Raw genomic sequence first — 18,693 nt, 5'->3', positions numbered from 1 at the left:
CAATATATGAGTTTAACCTTAACAGGACTTACGCAAAAAGATTCTTGGTAGAGGTAGGCTCTAATTTATCTAAAATATGTAATCTACTTTTGGCGATGGTGTTCTGTCAACGAACAGCTTTCAAGGTATCGTAAAGTAGCTTGTAGCGCTTAAACCCTGCTTCATACAAAGGATTTGCCTGCGGTTGTACCACATTACTATCCTGAGCGCAGATCTTAAGTGCAGCTTCTAAATTGGGGTAAGCACCAATTCCCACCATTGCCAAAATACCTGCTCCGTAAGCAGCTCCTTCTTCGGCTTTGGGAGCAATCAGTTCTGTTTGCAAAACATCTGCCAAAATTCGTAACCAGATATTAGAGCGTGCGCCTCCACCCGTTGCTAAGAGTTGATGAACGGGAGCGATCGCACTAATTACCTCCAACGCCTCGCGCAAGCTGAATGCAACCCCTTCCAACACAGCACGAGTTATATCTGGTTGTGTATGAGCTAATGACAGATTCACGAAAGCACCGCGAGTATCTGGATCGAGGTGGGGACTGCGTTCTCCTGCAAGGTGGGGCAGAAATAAAACACCACGCGCTCCAGACTGCGATCGCTCTGCCATATCCATCAGCTCGGTGTAAGATATATGCGGTGCAAATGTATCTCGATACCAACGCAGAGAACCACCTGCCGCCAGCGTTACTCCCAGCAGATGATAGCCACCATCCACATGACAGAACAAATGTACCCGACTTTGGGGATCGGGAATTGGGCGATCGCACGGTGCAAAGATAACTCCCGATGTGCCAATACTCAAACTACCTCGGTTTAGGTTGCTCGATGAGATGCCTAAACCGATGGCTGCTGCTGCATTGTCACCTCCGCCTGCGACCACAGGTAATCCCACAGGTAAACCCACGCGGGCGGCTATTTCTGATTTTAGCCGACCAGCGATCGCGGTCGATTCTATGACTGGAGGGAACAATGCTGGGTTGATATCAAGAGCATGGAGAATATCTGTATCCCATTGCTGATTTGCTAGATTGAGACAGCCAACACCAGACGCATCAGATGGTTCTGTGACCGTCGAGCCAGTTAGCACGTATCCTAAATAATCTTTGGGCAAAAGAATCTGCCACAACCGAGTATAGGCTTGTGGTTCTTCAGTCCGCAACCATAGGAGCTTTGGCAGTTGAAAGCCAGTAATTGCCGGATTTCCAGTGCGCTGGATTAATTCTTGATGGGGAATAGTCGCTTCAATCTCAGCAACAGCTTTACCCGTGCGTTGGTCGTTCCACAAAATTGCTGGTCTAATTGCTTTGCCTTGGGTATCGAGAGGAACCATACCATGCATTTGTCCAGATAAACCGAGGGCAATTGCTTGGTGTCCGTTTAGCTGTTGAGTAACATCTAACAGAGCATCTAAACTGGCTTCGACCCAATCCGATGAGTTTTGTTCCGTCCAACCGGGTTGTGGAGTTAATAGGGGATAGCTTCTGGTTGCTTGAGCGATAATTTGCCCTTGCAGGTCAATTGCGATCGCTCTTACTCCTCCTGTACCCAAGTCTAAGCCAACTACGATATCTATCAATTGTCCCTCCCAAGTTACGATCGGCAAGGCCCTATATATTTTCTCTCTGCGATCTCTGTGCCTCTGTGGTTCGATAAATTAAACCACAGAGGACACAGAGAAAAGAGGTTGGTTAAGTTTCCTGTCAGAATCGGGCTAATGTTTCTTTAGCTCCAAACTCATACAATCTGCGTAAATGGTTCGTAACTGCATCGACAAAAGGTGACGACTGTGATAAATCGCCAAAAATCTCAGTGAGGTTGAGCAATGGTTTGGCATCGGAATCACTAGAACGAGCTAGTTGAGTCAAAGTACCTGCTATTGGATCGTCAATGGCAATGGCTTTACCTTGGTCATCGTTTCCATTCAGATAACGGAACCAAGCAGCAACCGTTAGGCTCATGTAATCAATTGCCCCACCTTGGCGTAGCGCGTCACGAACTGAGCCTAAAACAAATTTTGGCATTTTGGCGGAGCTATTGAGGCAAAGACGCGGCAGTTGATCCCGAATCTTAGGATTGGCAAAGCGTTCAATTAAGGTCTTTTTATAATTATCTAAATCAATCCCTGGTACAGATTGGAGTGTGGGCGTGACTTCTGCCATCAAATTATCGACGGCTTGCCGGATTAATGGATCTGCCATCACCTCATGAACGTAGGTGTAACCTGCCAAAGAGCCGAGATAGCCAATTAACAAGTGACTGGCGTTCAATAGCCGGATTTTCATCATCTCGTAGGGATGAACATCGCTGGTCATTTGTACGCCAACTGATTCCCAATCGGGTCTACCCGCACAGAAATTGTCTTCGACTACCCACTGAAGAAACGGTTCGGCAACAACTGGAAAGGCATCATCAATATTAAACTGTTCCGCCACCATTTTGATATCGGCTGCGGTTGTGGCAGGAGTAATGCGATCGACCATGCAGTTAGGAAAGGCTACCTGTTCGGCTACCCAATGTCCTAATTCTGGGTTTTGCATTTCGGCAAATGCAGTTAACATTTTACGGGCAATGTTGCCGTTACCTTGCAAGTTGTCGCAGGACAATATAGTAAATGGTACAATTCCCTGTTGACGGCGGCGATCGAGGGCTGCTGTTAAAAAGCCATATACGCCAATTGGTTCATCAGGATGCTGCAAATCGTACTGAATTGTTGTGTGATTGGCATCAAATTCACCGCTACCTTCAATATAGTAGTAACCACCTTCGGTAATGGTGAGGGTGACAATGCGGCATTTGGGATCTGCTAAGGTGTCAATTACTGCCTGACGGTTATCTGGGGCAAACAGATATTCTGTAATTGCTCCAATCACACGAGCGCGATCGCCTGCTGGTGACTTTTCCACTAAGGTATACAAACAATCTTGCGAATTCAGTGCATCCCGCATTCGTTTGTCGAATTCCAGTAGCCCAACTCCGCAGATTCCCCATTCACTACCGGGATTTTGATGAAAGTAATTATCCAGGTATAACGCTTGATGTGCGCGATGGAACCCACCCACACCGATATGGACAATGCCGTTAGTAATTTGATGGCGATCGTAATTAGGTACTCGGACGTTATTTCCTAAACGAGATAGGGATGCTTTATTCAGCTTGATTGCTGAGCCTTGGCTGATATTGCTGTTCATGGGATTCATTAAGGGTTAGGTGGTGACGACGAGCTTTGGGAATGGTTTCACCGTCTCGATCGAACAAATGGCAAAGCTCACCGTTAATGTGAATAGGAACGTAATCATGCAATTGGGCGGGATTATCTCCGTCTGTCTGCACGATGATGGTATCACCACCTGCAATCTTGATGTAGAGATAGGTTTCTCCGCCCAATCGTTCTACAACTAGTACTTCACCATTGACACTTGGGTTACTGCCATCGAGCCGCAGATGTTCGGGGCGAATTCCTAATGTTGCTCTATCTCCAACCGACAGGGTTTTGGGCTGCACTGGAATCATTACGGTTGCATCACCAGGGAGTCTGACTGTTGTTCCAGAGTCATTGACAGTTGACACCGTGACCGGGATAAAGTTCATTTTCGGTGAACCAATAAATCCGGCGACGAATAGATTGCGGGGATGGTGGTACAGTTCCAAGGGAGAACCCACTTGTTCGATGATGCCGCCTTGCAATACCACAATTTTGTCAGCGAGGGTCATTGCCTCAACTTGATCGTGAGTGACGTAAATCATCGTGGCTTGCAGGCTGTCGTGTAAGCTAGCAAGCTCGATCCGCATTTGCACCCGCAAAGAAGCATCCAGGTTAGACAGTGGCTCATCAAACAAAAATACTTTGGGATTACGCACCAAAGCGCGACCAATTGCCACCCGCTGCCGTTGTCCTCCCGATAATTCTTTGGGCTTCCGGTTCAAGAGTGGCTCTAATTGCAGGATGCGGGCGACTTCACGCGCTCTTTCATACCGCTGGGCTTTCGGCATACCTGCAAGCCGGAGGCTAAACGCCATATTCTCTGCCACTGTCATGTGGGGATATAAGGCGTAAGTTTGAAACACCATTGCCAATCCGCGTTTATCGGGTGGTATGTCATTGACTTTCTGCCCATCGATGAGCAAATCGCCGGAAGAGATTTCTTCTAGTCCAGCTATCATGCGGAGTAAGGTTGATTTTCCGCAACCGGAGGGGCCGACGAAAACAACAAACTCGCGATCGCCCACATCGAGATCGATGCCTTTGATGATCTCTGTGTCGGCGTAGGTTTTATGGATATTTCTTAAAGCAACTGTTGACATAAATTGTTTCCATTAAAGGGTTTCAGTTTTTTTCTCGCGTAGAGAGGAGTGTGGTTTAAGAACTTCTGTGTTGATTTAGGATTTCCAAGAAATGAATTACGAACCACAGAGACGCAGAGAACACAGAGAGAGGAGAAATGGAGGGGATTTTTGCGTTTGTTTTGGGATATTTTTTTATTTGGAACTGCCTTATTTCACTGCACCGAAGGTCAGACCTCGGACTAATTGCCGTTGACTCAGCCAACCAAAGATGAGAATTGGTGCGATCGCCAGTGTTGATGCTGCTGAAAGTTTTGCCCAGAATAATCCTTGAGGGCTGGAAAACGAAGCAATAAAGGCTGTAAGTGGTGCTGCATCTGCTGTTGTTAAATTCAGGCTCCAAAATGCTTCGTTCCATGACAAAATAATCGAGAGCAAGGCAGTGGATGCAATTCCAGGCAGTGCTAGCGGCAGCAATACATGAATAAGTTCTTGCTGAGTGGTTGCTCCATCCATGCGATCGGCTTCGAGAATATCTTTAGGAACTTCTTTGAAGAAGCTGTAGATCATCCAGACGACAATCGGCAAATTAATTAAGGTATAAATGATAATCAAACCGATGCGGGTATCTAGTAAGCCAAAGTTACGACACAAAATGTAAATTGGAACTAGTACGCCGACAGGTGGCAGCATTTTCGTAGACAGCATCCACAGCAGAGTTCCCTTGGTGCGTTTTGTGGGGAAGAATGCCATTGCGTAAGCGGCAGGTACAGCAAGAAGTAGCGCGAGTATAGTTGCTCCGAGGGAAATCGCTACGCTGTTAAACGCATAATTAAAATAATTTGCCCGGTTTTGGATGGCAACATAGTTTTCCAATGTTGGTTGGAAAAATAACTGAGGAGGAGTGGAAACTGCTGCAACTTCCGTTTTGAAACTGGTGAGAAACATCCAGAAGATTGGGAAAAACAAGATGCAAGCCACAAGCCAGCCAAGCAATGTCCATAGCCAGCGCTTCGAGGTTTTACGTGCCATAATGCTAATTCGTAATTCGTAATTAGGTTTGCGTTGGTAGCTTGATTTTGGAGACTTGGCGTTAGGTATCCAAATTACGAGCAACACTACGCATCAAGAAGATTGCCACGATATTGGCAAGGATAACGGCAATTAATCCACCAGCTGACGCGCCGCCGACATCAAATTCCAGCAAGGCTTTCAAGAAGATGTAATAGGCGAGGTTAGTGGTTGCTAGTCCTGGCCCGCCGCCTGTGGTAACAAAGATTTCTGCAAAGATAGTAAGGAAGAAAATTGTCTCAATCATGGCGACCACAGAAATGGCGCGGCTAAGATGAGGTAGCATGACGAAACGAAATAGAGCGATCGCATTTGCACCATCCATCCGCGCTGCTTCTAACTGGTCGCGATCGAGTGACTGAATGGCGGTCAATAAAATTAGCAACGCAAAGGGCAGCCATTCCCAGGAGACAATAATGATGATGGAAAGCAGGGGAACGCTGGTAAACCAATCAATTGCCCCCAAACCCAAGCCTCTTGTAATTTGAGCAAACAGCCCATTTACCGGATGCATCAGCATATTTTTCCAGATCAAGGCGCTGACTGTGGGCATGACGAAAAATGGAGATATCACCAATACCCGCGCAATCCCACGACCGTAAAAGTCTTGGTCAAATAGAACGGCTAGAAGTGTGCCCAGACCGATTGTGATTACTAGAACTGAAACAACTAAAACGATCGTGATGGCGATCGATGTCCATAAAGCAGAGTCACTGAGGATGAACGTGAAATTTTCAATCCCGATGAATTTGCGTGCATCTGGGTTCAGCAAGTTATACCGCTGAAAGGAAAACCATAGAGTCATCACCAGAGGCACAATCATCCACAGCAATAGGACAACGACCGAAGGTGCAACCAGGGGTAAGGTTGACACTTGTCGCCTAGTTCTTTGCCTGGCGGGTGGTGGCGTTTCGTGTTGAGGTTTTACCGCTAATGAAGAAGACATAATCTATGTGAAAGTTTTGTGGGTAACTACTCTGTGTTCTCTGCGCCTCTGTGGTTAAATAAATTAATTTTTCACCACAGAGACACAGAGACACAGAGAAATCTTTTTACTCGATATAACCTGTGTGTTTCATGAAGCGTTCAGTGGATCTCTGCGATCGCTGCAACGCTTGGTCTACTGAAGTCCGATTAGTCAATGCTGCTGCCAAGGTTTGCCCGACTGAAGTACCAATCGCCTGAAATTCTGGAATATCAACGTATTGAACTCCCTTATACGGAGTTGGTTCTGCGGATGGACGGGTAACATCAGCAGATTGGATTGCTCTCAACACGATTTGGGCAAAGGGTGCAGCTTTACGATAGTTGGGATTTTCATAGGTGGAAGTCCGAGTTCCTGGTGGTACAGCAACCCAGCCATTTTCTTTGGCAACTAGTTGGATGTATTCTTTGGAGGTTGCCCAAGCAACAAACCTCTGAGCGGCTTCCGGTGATTTGGAGGTTTTTGGAACAGCTAGCGCCCAAGCCCAGAGCCAATTTGAGCCATTGGGATATTTTTCAATTGGCGCACGGGCAAAGCCCACTTTGTTATACACTTGGGATTCTTTGGGATTGGATAACAGTCCTGCGGCAACGGTTGCATCTACCCACATACCGCATTTACCTGTTGAGAATAATGCTAGATTTTCATTAAATCCATTGGAACTGGCTCCTGGCGGCCCGTATTTGTTGAGCAGATCGACATAAAAAGCGATCGCTTCTTTCCAAGCAGGAGTATTAATCGTTGGTTGCCACTTCATATCAAACCACCGTCCGCCATAGGTATTGACCAACGTGGAAACAAATGCCATGTTTTCACCCCAACCGGGTTTTCCGCGCAGGCAAACTCCGTAAACTCCATTGGCTGGATTATGAATTTTGCTTGCCCATTCTCTGATTTGGGGATAGGTTGGCTGTTCGGGAACTGTAATCCCGGCTTTCTCAAACAAATCTTTTCGATAGTACAGCATGGAACTTTCCCCATAAAATGGCACAGCATAAAGTTTGCCATTGTTGGAAAGTCCTTCGCGTATGGGTTTGAGCAGGTCATTCACGTCGTAGTTTGCGCCTAGATTCAAAGGTCTTAACCAATCCCGCCTAGCCCAGATTGGTGTTTCATAAGAACCGATCGTCAGGACATCGAATTGACCACCTTGGCTAGCAATATCTGTAGTTGTGCGTTGGCGCAAGACATTCTCTTCTAGCACCACCCATCGCAGTTGAATATCACGATTAGCTTCCTCGAACTTGCGAGAAAGCCCTTGCATAACTACCATGTCGCCATTATTAACAGTGGCGATCGTCAGTGTAGTTTTCTCTGCGGCTTGCGATTGCGGCGAACAGGCATGTAGAAGTTGCACCAGCATCACTCCAGCGAGAAATGCAACCAGCACTTTAGCGAAGCGGGGGATACGCATCGCATGACTCCTTTCAAATAAAAAACCTAACTACTTAAATTTTTGATTTTATGCTCTAATTTTGGGCAAAAGCTCAATAATAGAAATCATACCAATCTCATTTCCATCACTGGCATTTGCAACAATTCTTCAATAAAAGGTTGAAAATATGACAGCGAAAGCAACTTATCAGTTTGCAGGCAAGACCATCCTGATTACTGGCGGTGCAGGAGATATTGGCAAAGCAACTGCACATCGTTTTGCTGCTAATGGCGCAGGCGTAGCCCTACTAGATTTGAATGAACCGAAAATGGCAGAAGTGGCTAAGGAACTCAAAAGTTACAACGTTCCAGTCGGCACCTTTCGCTGTGATGTTACGGCTTTTGATGATGTTGCCAAAGCCTTTACTGGTGCTGTAGAGCAGCTTGGGCGGATTGACTATGTATTTAATAATGCGGGCTATCAAGGAGCATTTGCCAAAACAGACGAATATCCTGAGGATGATTTTCAAAAGGTTATCAATATTAACGTTGTTGGCGTTTTCCATATTCTCAAAGCTGCTGCACAGCACCTACGCGATGTCGGTGGAGGTGCGATCGTTAATATGGCAAGCTATGCAGGGGTAGTTGGGCCGCCAAATATGTTGGCATACGCCGCTTCCAAGTTTGCGGTGATTGGAATGACTCAGACAGCAGCAAAAGACTTGGCTCCTTACGGCATTCGGGTGAATGCGCTTTCACCTGCGCTCATTGGCCCTGGTTTTATGTGGACGCGGCAAACAGAACTGCAAGCAGCAGTGGGGTCGCAGTACTTTGATGCCGATCCTAAGGTGGTTGAGCAACAGATGATTAATTCAGTGCCAATGCGCCGTTTAGGCAGTTTGGAAGAGGTGGCGAATGGAGTTGCATTTTTGATGAGCGAAGAGGCAAGCTACATTACTGGGTTTAACTTGGAGGTTACTGGTGGTCAATGAAGAGAGCAGGGGAAGAAGAGGAGCGGGGGGAGCAGGGGAAGTAAACCCTATTTAGGCATTAACTCTTTCTTAAGCACTACCTCAAGAGCTTCAAGAGCCTAAGAGCAGCCCTTCTTTAGCCAATATCGGGCAAAAAGTATGCCTTTGGGCATATATTCAAAATTATGCAATTATTCTTTTGGTAGATACATAGTTCTTAAAGGTAGGATATGGGACAACCTTTCTTGGAACAGCGCGATGCCAGCAAAGCTGGCTTGCCACTGAGGGCGCGCAAATTAGACCTAGCCGCTCGTGCTGCTTGGCTCTATTACATCGCTGGCAATACACAAGAAGAAATTGCAGCAAAGCTCAATGTGTCCCGGCAAGCTGCACAACGCCTAGTGGCACTGGCGGTCAGTGAAAAATTGATTAAATTTCGGCTCGATCATCCTCTAAGTGAATGCATTGCTTTGGCTGAATCGTTAAGAGATCGGTTTGGTCTGTCACTTTGTGAAGTAGTACCAACTGACGCAGGCAGCGGTGATACATTTAATGGAATTGGTGTATGTGCTGCCACCCACTTAGAAGCTTACCTGCTCGCGAAAACTCCAACCATACTGGCGTTATCTTCAGGTCGCACATTGCGAGCAATGGTAGAACAGATACCCTCAATGAATCAACCCCAGCATAAAATTGTTTCAATCATTGGGAACATGTCCCACTGTGGGCGTGCAGGTCGCCACGAAGTAGTCATGCATTTATCCGATCGCGTCGGTTCCCAAGCTTACCCAGTACCGACTCCGGTTGTGACGACTAGCATTGAAGAACGAGAACTCTTGCAGACACAGCGATCGTTTATCGCCGTCAAAACTCTTGCAGAACAAGCCAGAGCAACGTTTGTTGGAATTAGTCACATTGCCTGGAATGCCCCGTTACATCAAGACGGCTTCATCAATGACGATGAGGTGGCTGAATTGATTGAACTTGGAGCAGTAGGAGAAATTGCAGGTTGGGCTTACGATCGTTATGGAGTGTTGCTACAACAGGGAACGAACAGCCGGGTTGCCAGTGTAGCGCTCGAACAACCAGCTCATCGACTGATTATTGGTGTGGCAGGCGGTGTGAAAAAGGCGGAGGCTATTTTAGCTGCTCTGCATGGCAAGTTAATTACAGGACTAATTACTGATGAAGCAGCTGCCCAAGCGATTATTGGTTAAATTTAGTACTAGGTTGCCTTCAAAGCCTTTTGCTATAAGCGCGATCGCTGTCATGAGTGCGAGAATTACGCTAATGAGTTAGCACACATGTAAATTGAGAAAGTAATCTGCCGTTTGCTTGCGGAAAACACCAAAATGAGAAAGCAATTAGGCATATTGAGAAAGCATTTAAGCATTTTGCTTACTAAATCAACTCGATCTATATTCCAGATGCAGCGATCGCCATAACCGATCGCAAAAATCTAAAATTCAAACTGGCTGCGATCGCTGTTTAGTTAAGGGATGGCTTTGGCTCAATCTATTTACTGTCAAGTTTGGATCGAACAATACTGTGACAGTATTGTTTCAGGCTACACCGAACGATGTGTAGTCGAAGATAATAGTTCTGCTACAATCCAAATCATCTATCTGGAACTTGATATTTACGTGTCAATCTAACGTAATAATCTAGCATCCTGAGAGCAATTGGTTTTTGTGATTTGATAATAGTTTGAAATTCCAGGTGTAAAATTCGATTTTCCGTTTGTAGGAATGTAACTGAGTCAGCGTGTGTGGGTTCGATGCTCAATTCGGTTTTTAAAATTTCAATTTTTCGCGGTTCTTGATTTAATAACCAACGGGTAAAATCAAGAGGGTATTTTTCTGCGAGTATTTTACAAAGGTTGTCATATTCTGCCATCAAAAGGATTGAGCTTGAATTTATTCGTTATTTTATATGCGATTGGCTGTTGAACGATATATGAAAAACCGCGATCGCTCTACTGCAAAATCTCTGTTTTCATCTCTGCCACTTTTGTAGTATCATGTAGTATATAACCCTGCGTGCCCCAACTTGTGGAGCCTACATACTAGTACGAGAGGAAAGGTAACACTGCCAAATGCAGTGGGCGTGTGTGAACGGGGAGTACGAAGAACCTGGAAAGTGGGCTTAGAAGTAGCCATCTTTGAAAGAGTGTGTAACAACTCACCAGCGGAGTCCCTCTAGTAACTGAGAACACGCAATGCTCCACCAACTTGCACGTAGAATTTTAATTCGTAATTCGTAATTCGTAATTAAAAAAGTTAGATTTTATCTGGGTTTGTGAGGTCGCATCTGTAGCCTGATTTTGAAAAATTGGTATTATTTATGGCTGACATCCGTAAGCTAATCAACCAAATTGCGCTCGCAGAAGCACAGTTGTGCGCTACCCAATTCCTTGCGCCTTGTGTCAAAGGTGGACGAGTTCGCACACGGGTAGCAGGGATGGTCTACACCTTCACGCCAAAGCCTAGTAAATTTGAAGGTTGGGGCATCTTTCAGCCTGTGGATGAGAAGACAGCAAAGGTTGTGGAAGAAGCAGACTTGCCCCAGATTGCGGAATACCTGCAACACTTTTCCCAAATCCGGCTGCGATTAACACACCAACTGCGGGGACAAACTTGGTTAGCATACCCTGTGAATGAAGCAGATATGCATCAACGGTTGAAGGTGGTTAAGCCGATCGCAGTCCATCTAGTAACCGAAGGTGTTGCCTTTGAGCAAATCATAGCCCGTTGGAATGGACAGTCATGCTGGTTTGAGGAAGTAGATCGCCGTACCGATCCGGCAATTGTTGAAACTCTGGAATCTGCAATTAAGCAACTCACTTCTGTTGAGGAATTGCAGTTCAAAGGCATGACTCCAGAAATCCGCACAGTCTATGAATTAGCAACTCGGCCTATTGACGGCTTTACTCAACCCCAACAGGATGAAAAACGACTGAGAAAAGCATTGCAGCTAGGCGGTGGTGAATTACGCCAATTCCACGATCGCGGTGATTACTGGACAGTCGATTGGACAACTGCTGATGGTTTTCGCCACAGTAGTGCGATTGCTAAAACTGACTTGACTGTTGTTAGTTCTGGCATTTGTCTGAGTGGACGCGATCGCGATTTTGATTTGCAATCCTTAGTGGGTGTGATGGAACAACAAGACTAATTAATTACGAATTACGAATTACGAATTACGAATTATTATGAGTATCTTTTTTCACGAACAGCTTTACCGCACCAATGCTGTGATGGCAAAGCTGAAGAACTATCCTATAACAATTTGTGGGGCTGGAGCATTAGGAGCTAACATTGCGGAAAACTTAGCTCGGTCTGGTTTTGACAAACTTACAGTCATCGATCGCGATCGCATTGACGAGCGTAATCTTTCCACCCAGCCTTACTACCGTTCCGATGTCGGAGCATTTAAGGCGAAAATTCTGGCAAACAATTTATATCGGGCAATTGGTACTAAAGTTGATGCCAAGACAAAGGAATTGACACCAGCAAATACAACCCAACTGCTCAAAGATAGCCAGCTAATTGTCGATGTCTTTGACAACAGCATGGCACGTCAGGCAGTGAAAGATTATGCCGAGCAATTTAGCATTCCTTGTCTTCATGCTGGGTTATCAACTGATTATGCAGAAGTGATTTGGAATGACTTTTATCGCGTTCCTTCCGATGTAAATGATGATGTTTGTGATTATCCCTTAGCACGAAACTTAGTAATGTTAACCGTTGCTGTGGCATGTGAAGCGATCGTTTCATTCATTGCTAAAGCAGAACAGCGTAACTTCACCATCACCTTGAAGGATTTGAGCGTTCAATCTCTTCTGTAGATTGCAGCTTCAGAACTTGTTGTGCAGCACGCTGTCCACTGCGGATTGCACCTTCCATATAACCACGGAACTCCACAGGGGCAGTATGTTCTCCAGCAAATAAAACTCGACCAGCAGGCAAGGTTAAATATGGGTTAAAGCGATTTAAGTCTCCTGGTCCAAAGTAGCAGTAGGCTCCTCTTATCCACTCATTAGCACTCCAGTCATAAGAGACAAAATCGATAGTGTCAAGCGCATCAGGGTAGATAGTACGTACAGCTTCCTCAGCTAAATTACGTACCGACTGAGCCAGATTTAAACTGGGAGTACCCCCACTAAAGCAGGAAAGAATCTTTCTCGTTCCCGTCTGAGCAAAAGTTGGCTCCCAAATAGCTTGATAATCACCCTCAAGCAAGACAATCCCAAAGTTAGGCTGTGACCAAAAGCGCTTGGAATATTGTAATAGCGTCTTGACTGCACTACCATATTGCAGATTAAAAATTGCTTCTTTCTGTGCCTCAACAATTGGTATCTCCAATGAAATATGACGTAACATATTCCAGGGAATTGTGGCGATCGCACTATCAGCTACAATTTCAACAAAACCTTTTGCTGTCTCGACATTGACGATCGCAGTGTTACCTGTTTGCTGAATGCGACGAACGGGATTACCAATATGAACTCGCTTTCCCAAATATTTAGCTATGGCATCGACCAGACGAGAACTACCACCACGAATTCGCATATTGACACTGCTATCACCACCAGGATAAGCAAAGAAGCCTGGGCCAATCAGTTCTGCATCTGTTGCAAATAACGAGTGGGCTTGTAACTGTGCAATTCGACTGGCAAATGGTGCAAATGCTTTTGCTTCTAACCATTCATCAAGGGACAGTAGCGGGTCTTGTTGCCGATCGACTAAGGTTTGTAACTCTGCATATAAACTATCTAAAGCGATACTTTGTGTTGAACTCAAAGAGTTACGATTGCAGAGTATGCCGTCAATCAACCAGTAAAGGTCATGAGGAAATTGGCAAGCTAAATCAAGTTTGAGGTCAAATTTGGCTATGTAGTCCTTAACAGCAGTATGGTTCTCGTCAACAAACTCAGCACCTAATTCGCCGTACTGTCCGCCGCTCATTTGAGCAGTATAAACTCGACCACCCACACGCTGTTGTGCCTCAAACACTTGGACATCACAGCCTGCTTTTACCAGTTCATAAGCTGCACTCAGTCCAGCCAGTCCCGCACCAATGACAATGGTTTTATGTGCCACCATTGAACTCCCTTTTTAACAATATAAGGAGCAATTAATTGAAGAAGTAGACAGATGTAAACTTATGTCTACATTGCAACCTGTATTATGTAATTAATTATGTTTACTTACTTAGTTAATAAACAGCTTTAACCTTTTATTGAAACAGAACATCAATCTAAGGTCAGATTTAAATGAAGTCGAACTATACCTGAAAATTGCTATAAAAGGGTATGAAATGGAGGCTTAGCCTGTTACAAATCCCCTTCAATCAGATCGAGAATTTCATCGAAGCAGAAGCAACGCACTAAATTTGTCAGTTTTTCTGCTAAGACAGAATGAGTTGGAGGAATTTGCTCTATGAGTTGGAAAATTCGCTCAGCATCAACTTCAACGGCTGCCTGATTAAGTTCTGCTATCCATTCAGTAGGCATATGTGCGATCGCACGCATATCCAAGATAGAAGAGTCCAAATTCTCTTGCTTGTTATCTATTTCATCTTCGCAGTTTTCTTGGGCGTAGAGATAACGCACCGGCAAATGTTCGGCAATCTTTTCAAAAATCACTTGCTCCCGGAATGGCTTGCGAACTAAATCATCACAACCTGCGGACAAGATACTTGCTCTTTGTTCTTCAAAGGCACTGGCAGTTAAGGCAATGATTACGGTGCGGAAATTAGGGATGGGTAAATTATCTGTACTACTTTCCCTAGCTCTAATTTCTTTGGTTGCCTCGTAGCCATTCATTACGGGCATCCGCATATCCATCCAAATCAAGTGGGGTTGCCAAGTTTGCCATAAAGCGATCGCTTCTTGCCCGTTACTAGCAGAATTCATCTCAAAACCAACGCTGCCTAAAAGTTGTAAGATTAAGTCGCGGTTTTCTTGGCGATCGTCCACTACTAGAACGCGGTAAGGTGGCTGATCTGCTGCCAACTTCAGTACACGTCCCTTAGCCAACTTTGGTGTAACTGCCAATGGTTCGGCTAAAGTTACTTGCACCTCAAAGCTAAAAGTCGATCCTTGTCCAAGGGTGCTAGTAAAGCGAATATCACCACCCAATAACCGAACAAATTGACGGCTGATAGTCAGTCCCAATCCAGTGCCCTCCTTCATTTGGATACCGCTGCTTGTCTGGACAAAAGGCTGAAACAGGTTATCCATTTCTTCAGGTGCTATCCCCCGTCCTGTGTCTTCGACTTCAAAGATTAGGGATTGGGTATTGGGTGCTGGAGATTGGAGATTGGGTACTGGGGATTGGGTACTGGGGATTGGGTACTGGGGATTGGGGATTAGGCGTAAGTCTGTAACTCGCCTTGTCCCCTTGTCCCCTTGTCCCTCCGAAGTTCGCCCGGAGGGAAACCCTCCTTGCGACTTCTCTCCTTGTCTCCCTTGTCCCTCAGTCCCCAGCCTCGCCCGCAAAGTTACTCCCCCACTCTGGGTAAACTTCACGGCGTTACCCAGCAAGTTGATAAGAACCTGACGGAGTTTGCCTTCATCTGTCTGAATGTATCGAGGGAGATCGGCAGCAATGTCAAATCTGAGAAACAATTGCTTTGCTCCTGCCCGTACTTGGAACATTGCTTGTAGTGTTTGCAATAGCAGATGCAGGTCGAAGTCTTCTGGATTAAAAACGATGTGCCCAGCTTCGATTTTTGACATTTCTAGGACATCATTAATCAAATTCAGTAAGTGTTCTCCACTACGGTTTATGGTAGCCAAAGATTCACGCTGGTTCGATTTGAGAGCAGCGTCTCGCTCCATTAACTGGGCAAAACCTAAGATAGCATTTAGCGGCGTGCGGAGTTCATGACTCATGTTAGCCAAAAAAGCACTTTTCGCTCTGTTGGCGGTTTCAGCAGCTTCTTTGGCAACTCTCAGCGCTTCTTCTGCTTGATGCCTAGCTCTACCGATCGCAATTATTTCCCCGACTAGTTTCAAGATATTAATATCTTCTTGAGTCCAGTTTTTCGTGTAGCGAACAATGTCCGCGCCAATAAACCCGACGACTTTATCAGAATGAATCATCGGTACGCCGAGTGCAGATTTAATCGACTGACTATCAAACAGTATTCTCTCAACAGCATCGACTGGCAAATCAGCAACGCGTGGGACGACGAAATTCTTGCCTGCTAGGATGGGAGACATCAGAGGGAACATTTTTAAATCGCCGCTTCTGGCATCGCTGGTTAATGGTTGAATACTAGTTGCACACCATTCATTAACCACGTAAACTACACTTGTCTCTGGGGATAGCTCAAAAATGCAGCATCTTTCGGCATGAATAAATTGGGCGATCGCACTCAGCGTAAAATCAATGGCCGTATCTAAATCTTGGTCAACAAATTGCCGCGAGATACTGCTGAGTAAACTTTCAGCTTGAGCGCGACGCTGGATAGCTTCGTCTGCCCGTTTGCGTTCTAATTCGGCACCAGTACGGGCAGCAAAGATTTTTACAATCAGTTCCCGTCCGGGATCGTGCTTCATGGGTTTGGTGTCGATGACTGCCAGATGTCCTAAAATCTCACCAAATGAATTGGTCAAGGGAACGCCGAAAAAACTCTCAGCATTCATCTTTGCTAAATATTTATCTTCAGGAAAAGCGGCTTTTAGTCCTTGGGGATAGTGGCACAGGTTGCCTTGTAAGCTACGTTGACAAGGAGTGCCGTCCACACTGTACTCTACTTTTTCGCCAAGGGCATCACCACACCAAAATGCCAAACTGCGAACTCTAGTTTTTGTTTCATCAACAAACTCGGTGACTACGGCGTACTGAACTTGCAAGACCTCAGCTAAATAACGCACGCAGGAATTGAAGAATTCATCACCTGTTTTAGCTGCGGTACCCTCGATAATCAAGCGTAAAGCCTGTTCTTGCTGCTTGCGATCTGTAATATCTGTAAAGACGGAATCCAAACAAGATTCTTCAGGGTTGAAGCGTAGTGACAGCAATAACCAAACTAAAGAACCATCTGGGCGACGCATGGGGAGTTCAAAATTGCGAACTTCTCCGACAGCTTCTAACTCCGCTAATACCTGCGCTCGATCGCTCGGATTAACATAAAATTCACTTGTGGAATGTTTGTTAATTAATTCGGTAGCAGATGGATAACCTAGGATACAAGCAGCATGTTGGTTGGCATCGATAATCAAGCCATCGTGTTTGCGGTTGCGAATAATACCTACTTGGGAGGTTTCAAAAATATTGCGATATTTGAGTTCGCTGCGGCTTAATGCTTCTTCTGCTTGCTTGCGCTTTGTGGCATCTGTACCTACAGAAAGAATTTCTATTAAATTACCTTGCTCGTCTAAAACGGGTTTATTTGCCCAGACAATCCAGACGCGATCGCCATTTTTGCAAATATTTTCATTTTCATTGAATAAATAATTTTCTGGATGTTGACAAATATCAACCATTAACCATTGCAAGTCTCGTCCCGATGTTTCAGTTTCGGGTACGATTGTGCCAACAACGTTACGTCCGATAATTTCGTCCAAGTCGAAGCCAAAAAATCTTTGACCGTAGTCATTCAAAAAGCTGATATTTGCATTGTTATCCCAACGTAGAATGATACAGTTAGCAGTTTCCACCAAATCGCGATACTGTGCTTCTCTCTCTCGAAGAACCGCTTCCGCACGTCGGCGTTCGCTAATATTCCGTACTATTGCCAAGATGTGTGGCTTACCATTGTAAGTGCAAATCGTGCCTTTAACTTCTACATCAATTAAAGTGCCATCTTTGCAGACATCAACAGCTTCCCCATAAAATTCCTCACTCTTTCGAGTTTTTTCTAGATACTTGAGAAAAACATGCAGTGAGTTTGGGTGAATATAAGCTGATGGATGTAAATTGATAAATTCTTCATAAGAGTAACCGTGCATTTGGCAAGCAGCCGGATTCACTGCAACAACTTTCTCGGTTTCTATGTCGGTAATAAATAATCCATCAGTAATCGCTTCAAAAATACCCCGATATTGAAGTTCGCTTTGTTGTAATGCTTCTTCTACTCGTTTGCGATCGCTAATATCTCGCCCCAAAACCACCAGACACTTACGTTTCCCATCCTGGTGAAACAGGGGAATTTTAATCATGTCTACACTGCTGATTGTGCCATCAAGGCGGGGAATAACTTCCTCTACGCGATAAATAGAGCCATGTTGCCAAGCTTGTTCGTCTGTTTTATCGCAATAAAGCAATGTTTCGCCATAAAAATGGCTAAACTGGGCTAATTCTGCGTCAGTTTTACCTTGATAATCAACTCCTTCTAGCTTCAAAAATTCTAGGTTAGCTTGGTTTGACACTAACCATCTTCCCTTGCCATCCTTTAAACAAATAATATCGGGTGTAGCATTAATCAGTGTCCGCAACCGTTCCTCACTTTCTCGCAGTGATTCTTGGGCTTGTTGAGCCTGCGTGATATCCCGAATTACTAATACAGCACATTGACATCGATCGCCAGTTATGCCAGCACAGCTACCGGATATTTGTAGTATGAGGGTGCGATCGCCTTGCTGCAATTCGTAGTTTGTTGTCTGATACTCTCCATTGTGGATTTTTACATCAGGGTAAGCTGACAAAGCTATCGGTTGTCCAGCAAGTGCTAAAGGTAACAACTCATTCAACTGCGAGCCGAAGATAGAACTGTGTGGCTGGTTTACTAAAGTTGCAAAATTAGAATTCCACCAATGGATGCATCCATCTTCGCCAACCCAGACTACAGCATCGGCGATCGCATCCAATGTGACTTGCATCCTAGTCAAAGTAGTTTGCAATTGCTCTAGCTGTTCAACGCTCATCAACGACTCCAGAAATTAAAAATTAAAAATTAAAAATTTTTTGATTGATTGGTGAACCCAAAGGCTAAGGTTGACCGTAGGATATGGTATTGATATCTACCGTAGGGTAGTAGCGACTTTATATAGCGATTGTATCG

General features: G+C 45.1%; 12 protein-coding genes, 1 pseudogene and 1 other annotated feature. Of the genes and pseudogenes, 4 read left to right on the top strand and 9 right to left on the bottom strand.

Annotation, left to right across the window (positions count from 1 at the left end; genetic code table 11):
• Positions 1–106 precede the first annotated feature (106 nt).
• From xylB to RMY31_RS23820, 6 genes are all read right to left on the bottom strand, one after another.
• Complete coding sequence (xylB, locus tag RMY31_RS23845) at positions 107–1,573, bottom strand: xylulokinase (RefSeq protein WP_409878262.1); 1,467 nt, start codon at positions 1,571–1,573, stop codon at positions 107–109.
• A gap of 124 nt (positions 1,574–1,697) precedes the next feature.
• A complete protein-coding gene (locus RMY31_RS23840) occupies positions 1,698–3,185 on the bottom strand; it encodes a mannitol dehydrogenase family protein (RefSeq protein ID WP_409878261.1) in 1,488 nt (495 codons plus the stop codon).
• Entirely contained in the window at positions 3,142–4,299 is a 1,158-nt protein-coding gene (locus tag RMY31_RS23835) for an ABC transporter ATP-binding protein (RefSeq protein ID WP_409878260.1), read from the bottom strand. Before RMY31_RS23835 ends, RMY31_RS23840 begins: the two co-directional genes overlap by 44 nt.
• A gap of 189 nt (positions 4,300–4,488) precedes the next feature.
• Positions 4,489–5,310 carry a carbohydrate ABC transporter permease gene (locus RMY31_RS23830; RefSeq protein ID WP_409878259.1) on the bottom strand — a complete coding sequence of 274 codons (822 nt, stop codon included), beginning with the start codon at positions 5,308–5,310 and terminating at the stop codon, positions 4,489–4,491.
• 61 nt (positions 5,311–5,371) lie between these two features.
• The gene (locus RMY31_RS23825) at positions 5,372–6,295 is read right to left on the bottom strand and encodes a carbohydrate ABC transporter permease (protein ID WP_409878258.1); all 924 of its coding nucleotides are present in this window, start codon (positions 6,293–6,295) and stop codon (positions 5,372–5,374) included.
• Positions 6,296–6,401: 106 nt separating this feature from the next.
• Positions 6,402–7,748 (bottom strand): ABC transporter substrate-binding protein, encoded by a 1,347-nt coding sequence (locus RMY31_RS23820; protein ID WP_409878257.1) that lies wholly within the window; start codon positions 7,746–7,748, stop codon positions 6,402–6,404.
• A gap of 148 nt (positions 7,749–7,896) precedes the next feature.
• Between RMY31_RS23820 and RMY31_RS23815 the strand changes: the two genes are divergently transcribed.
• Positions 7,897–8,700 carry an SDR family NAD(P)-dependent oxidoreductase gene (locus RMY31_RS23815; protein ID WP_409878256.1) on the top strand — a complete coding sequence of 268 codons (804 nt, stop codon included), beginning with the start codon at positions 7,897–7,899 and terminating at the stop codon, positions 8,698–8,700.
• Positions 8,701–8,909: 209 nt separating this feature from the next.
• Positions 8,910–9,896, top strand: a complete 987-nt coding sequence (locus RMY31_RS23810) for a sugar-binding transcriptional regulator (RefSeq protein WP_409878255.1) — start codon at positions 8,910–8,912, stop codon at positions 9,894–9,896.
• Positions 9,897–10,305: 409 nt separating this feature from the next.
• On the opposite strand, the pseudogene RMY31_RS23805 reads toward RMY31_RS23810, so the two are convergent.
• Positions 10,306–10,575: pseudogene (locus RMY31_RS23805) on the bottom strand (hypothetical protein); the annotation flags it as partial.
• Positions 10,576–10,811: 236 nt separating this feature from the next.
• Positions 10,812–10,867: a sequence feature (23S ribosomal RNA rRNA prediction is too short), on the top strand.
• 155 nt (positions 10,868–11,022) lie between these two features.
• On the opposite strand from RMY31_RS23805, the gene RMY31_RS23800 reads away from it, so the two are divergent.
• Positions 11,023–11,853, top strand: coding sequence for a hypothetical protein (locus tag RMY31_RS23800; protein WP_409878254.1), 831 nt, complete (start codon positions 11,023–11,025; stop codon positions 11,851–11,853).
• 37 nt (positions 11,854–11,890) lie between these two features.
• The gene (locus tag RMY31_RS23795; RefSeq protein WP_409878253.1) at positions 11,891–12,526 is read left to right on the top strand and encodes a ThiF family adenylyltransferase; all 636 of its coding nucleotides are present in this window, start codon (positions 11,891–11,893) and stop codon (positions 12,524–12,526) included.
• On the opposite strand, the gene RMY31_RS23790 is transcribed toward RMY31_RS23795, so the two are convergent.
• Together RMY31_RS23790 and RMY31_RS23785 are read right to left on the bottom strand one after the other, a co-directional pair.
• Positions 12,489–13,784, bottom strand: coding sequence for a flavin monoamine oxidase family protein (locus RMY31_RS23790; RefSeq protein WP_409878252.1), 1,296 nt, complete (start codon positions 13,782–13,784; stop codon positions 12,489–12,491). The two genes, RMY31_RS23795 and RMY31_RS23790, sit on opposite strands and share 38 nt — an antisense overlap.
• 230 nt (positions 13,785–14,014) lie before the next feature.
• Positions 14,015–18,556, bottom strand: coding sequence for a PAS domain S-box protein (locus RMY31_RS23785; RefSeq protein ID WP_409878250.1), 4,542 nt, complete (start codon positions 18,554–18,556; stop codon positions 14,015–14,017).
• Between the last annotated feature and the right edge of the window lie 137 nt (positions 18,557–18,693).

This window comes from Dendronalium sp. ChiSLP03b (genome assembly GCF_034531165.2).
GTDB lineage: Bacteria > Cyanobacteriota > Cyanobacteriia > Cyanobacteriales > Nostocaceae > Dendronalium > Dendronalium minutum.
This window is presented reverse-complemented; position numbering and strand designations above follow the sequence as displayed.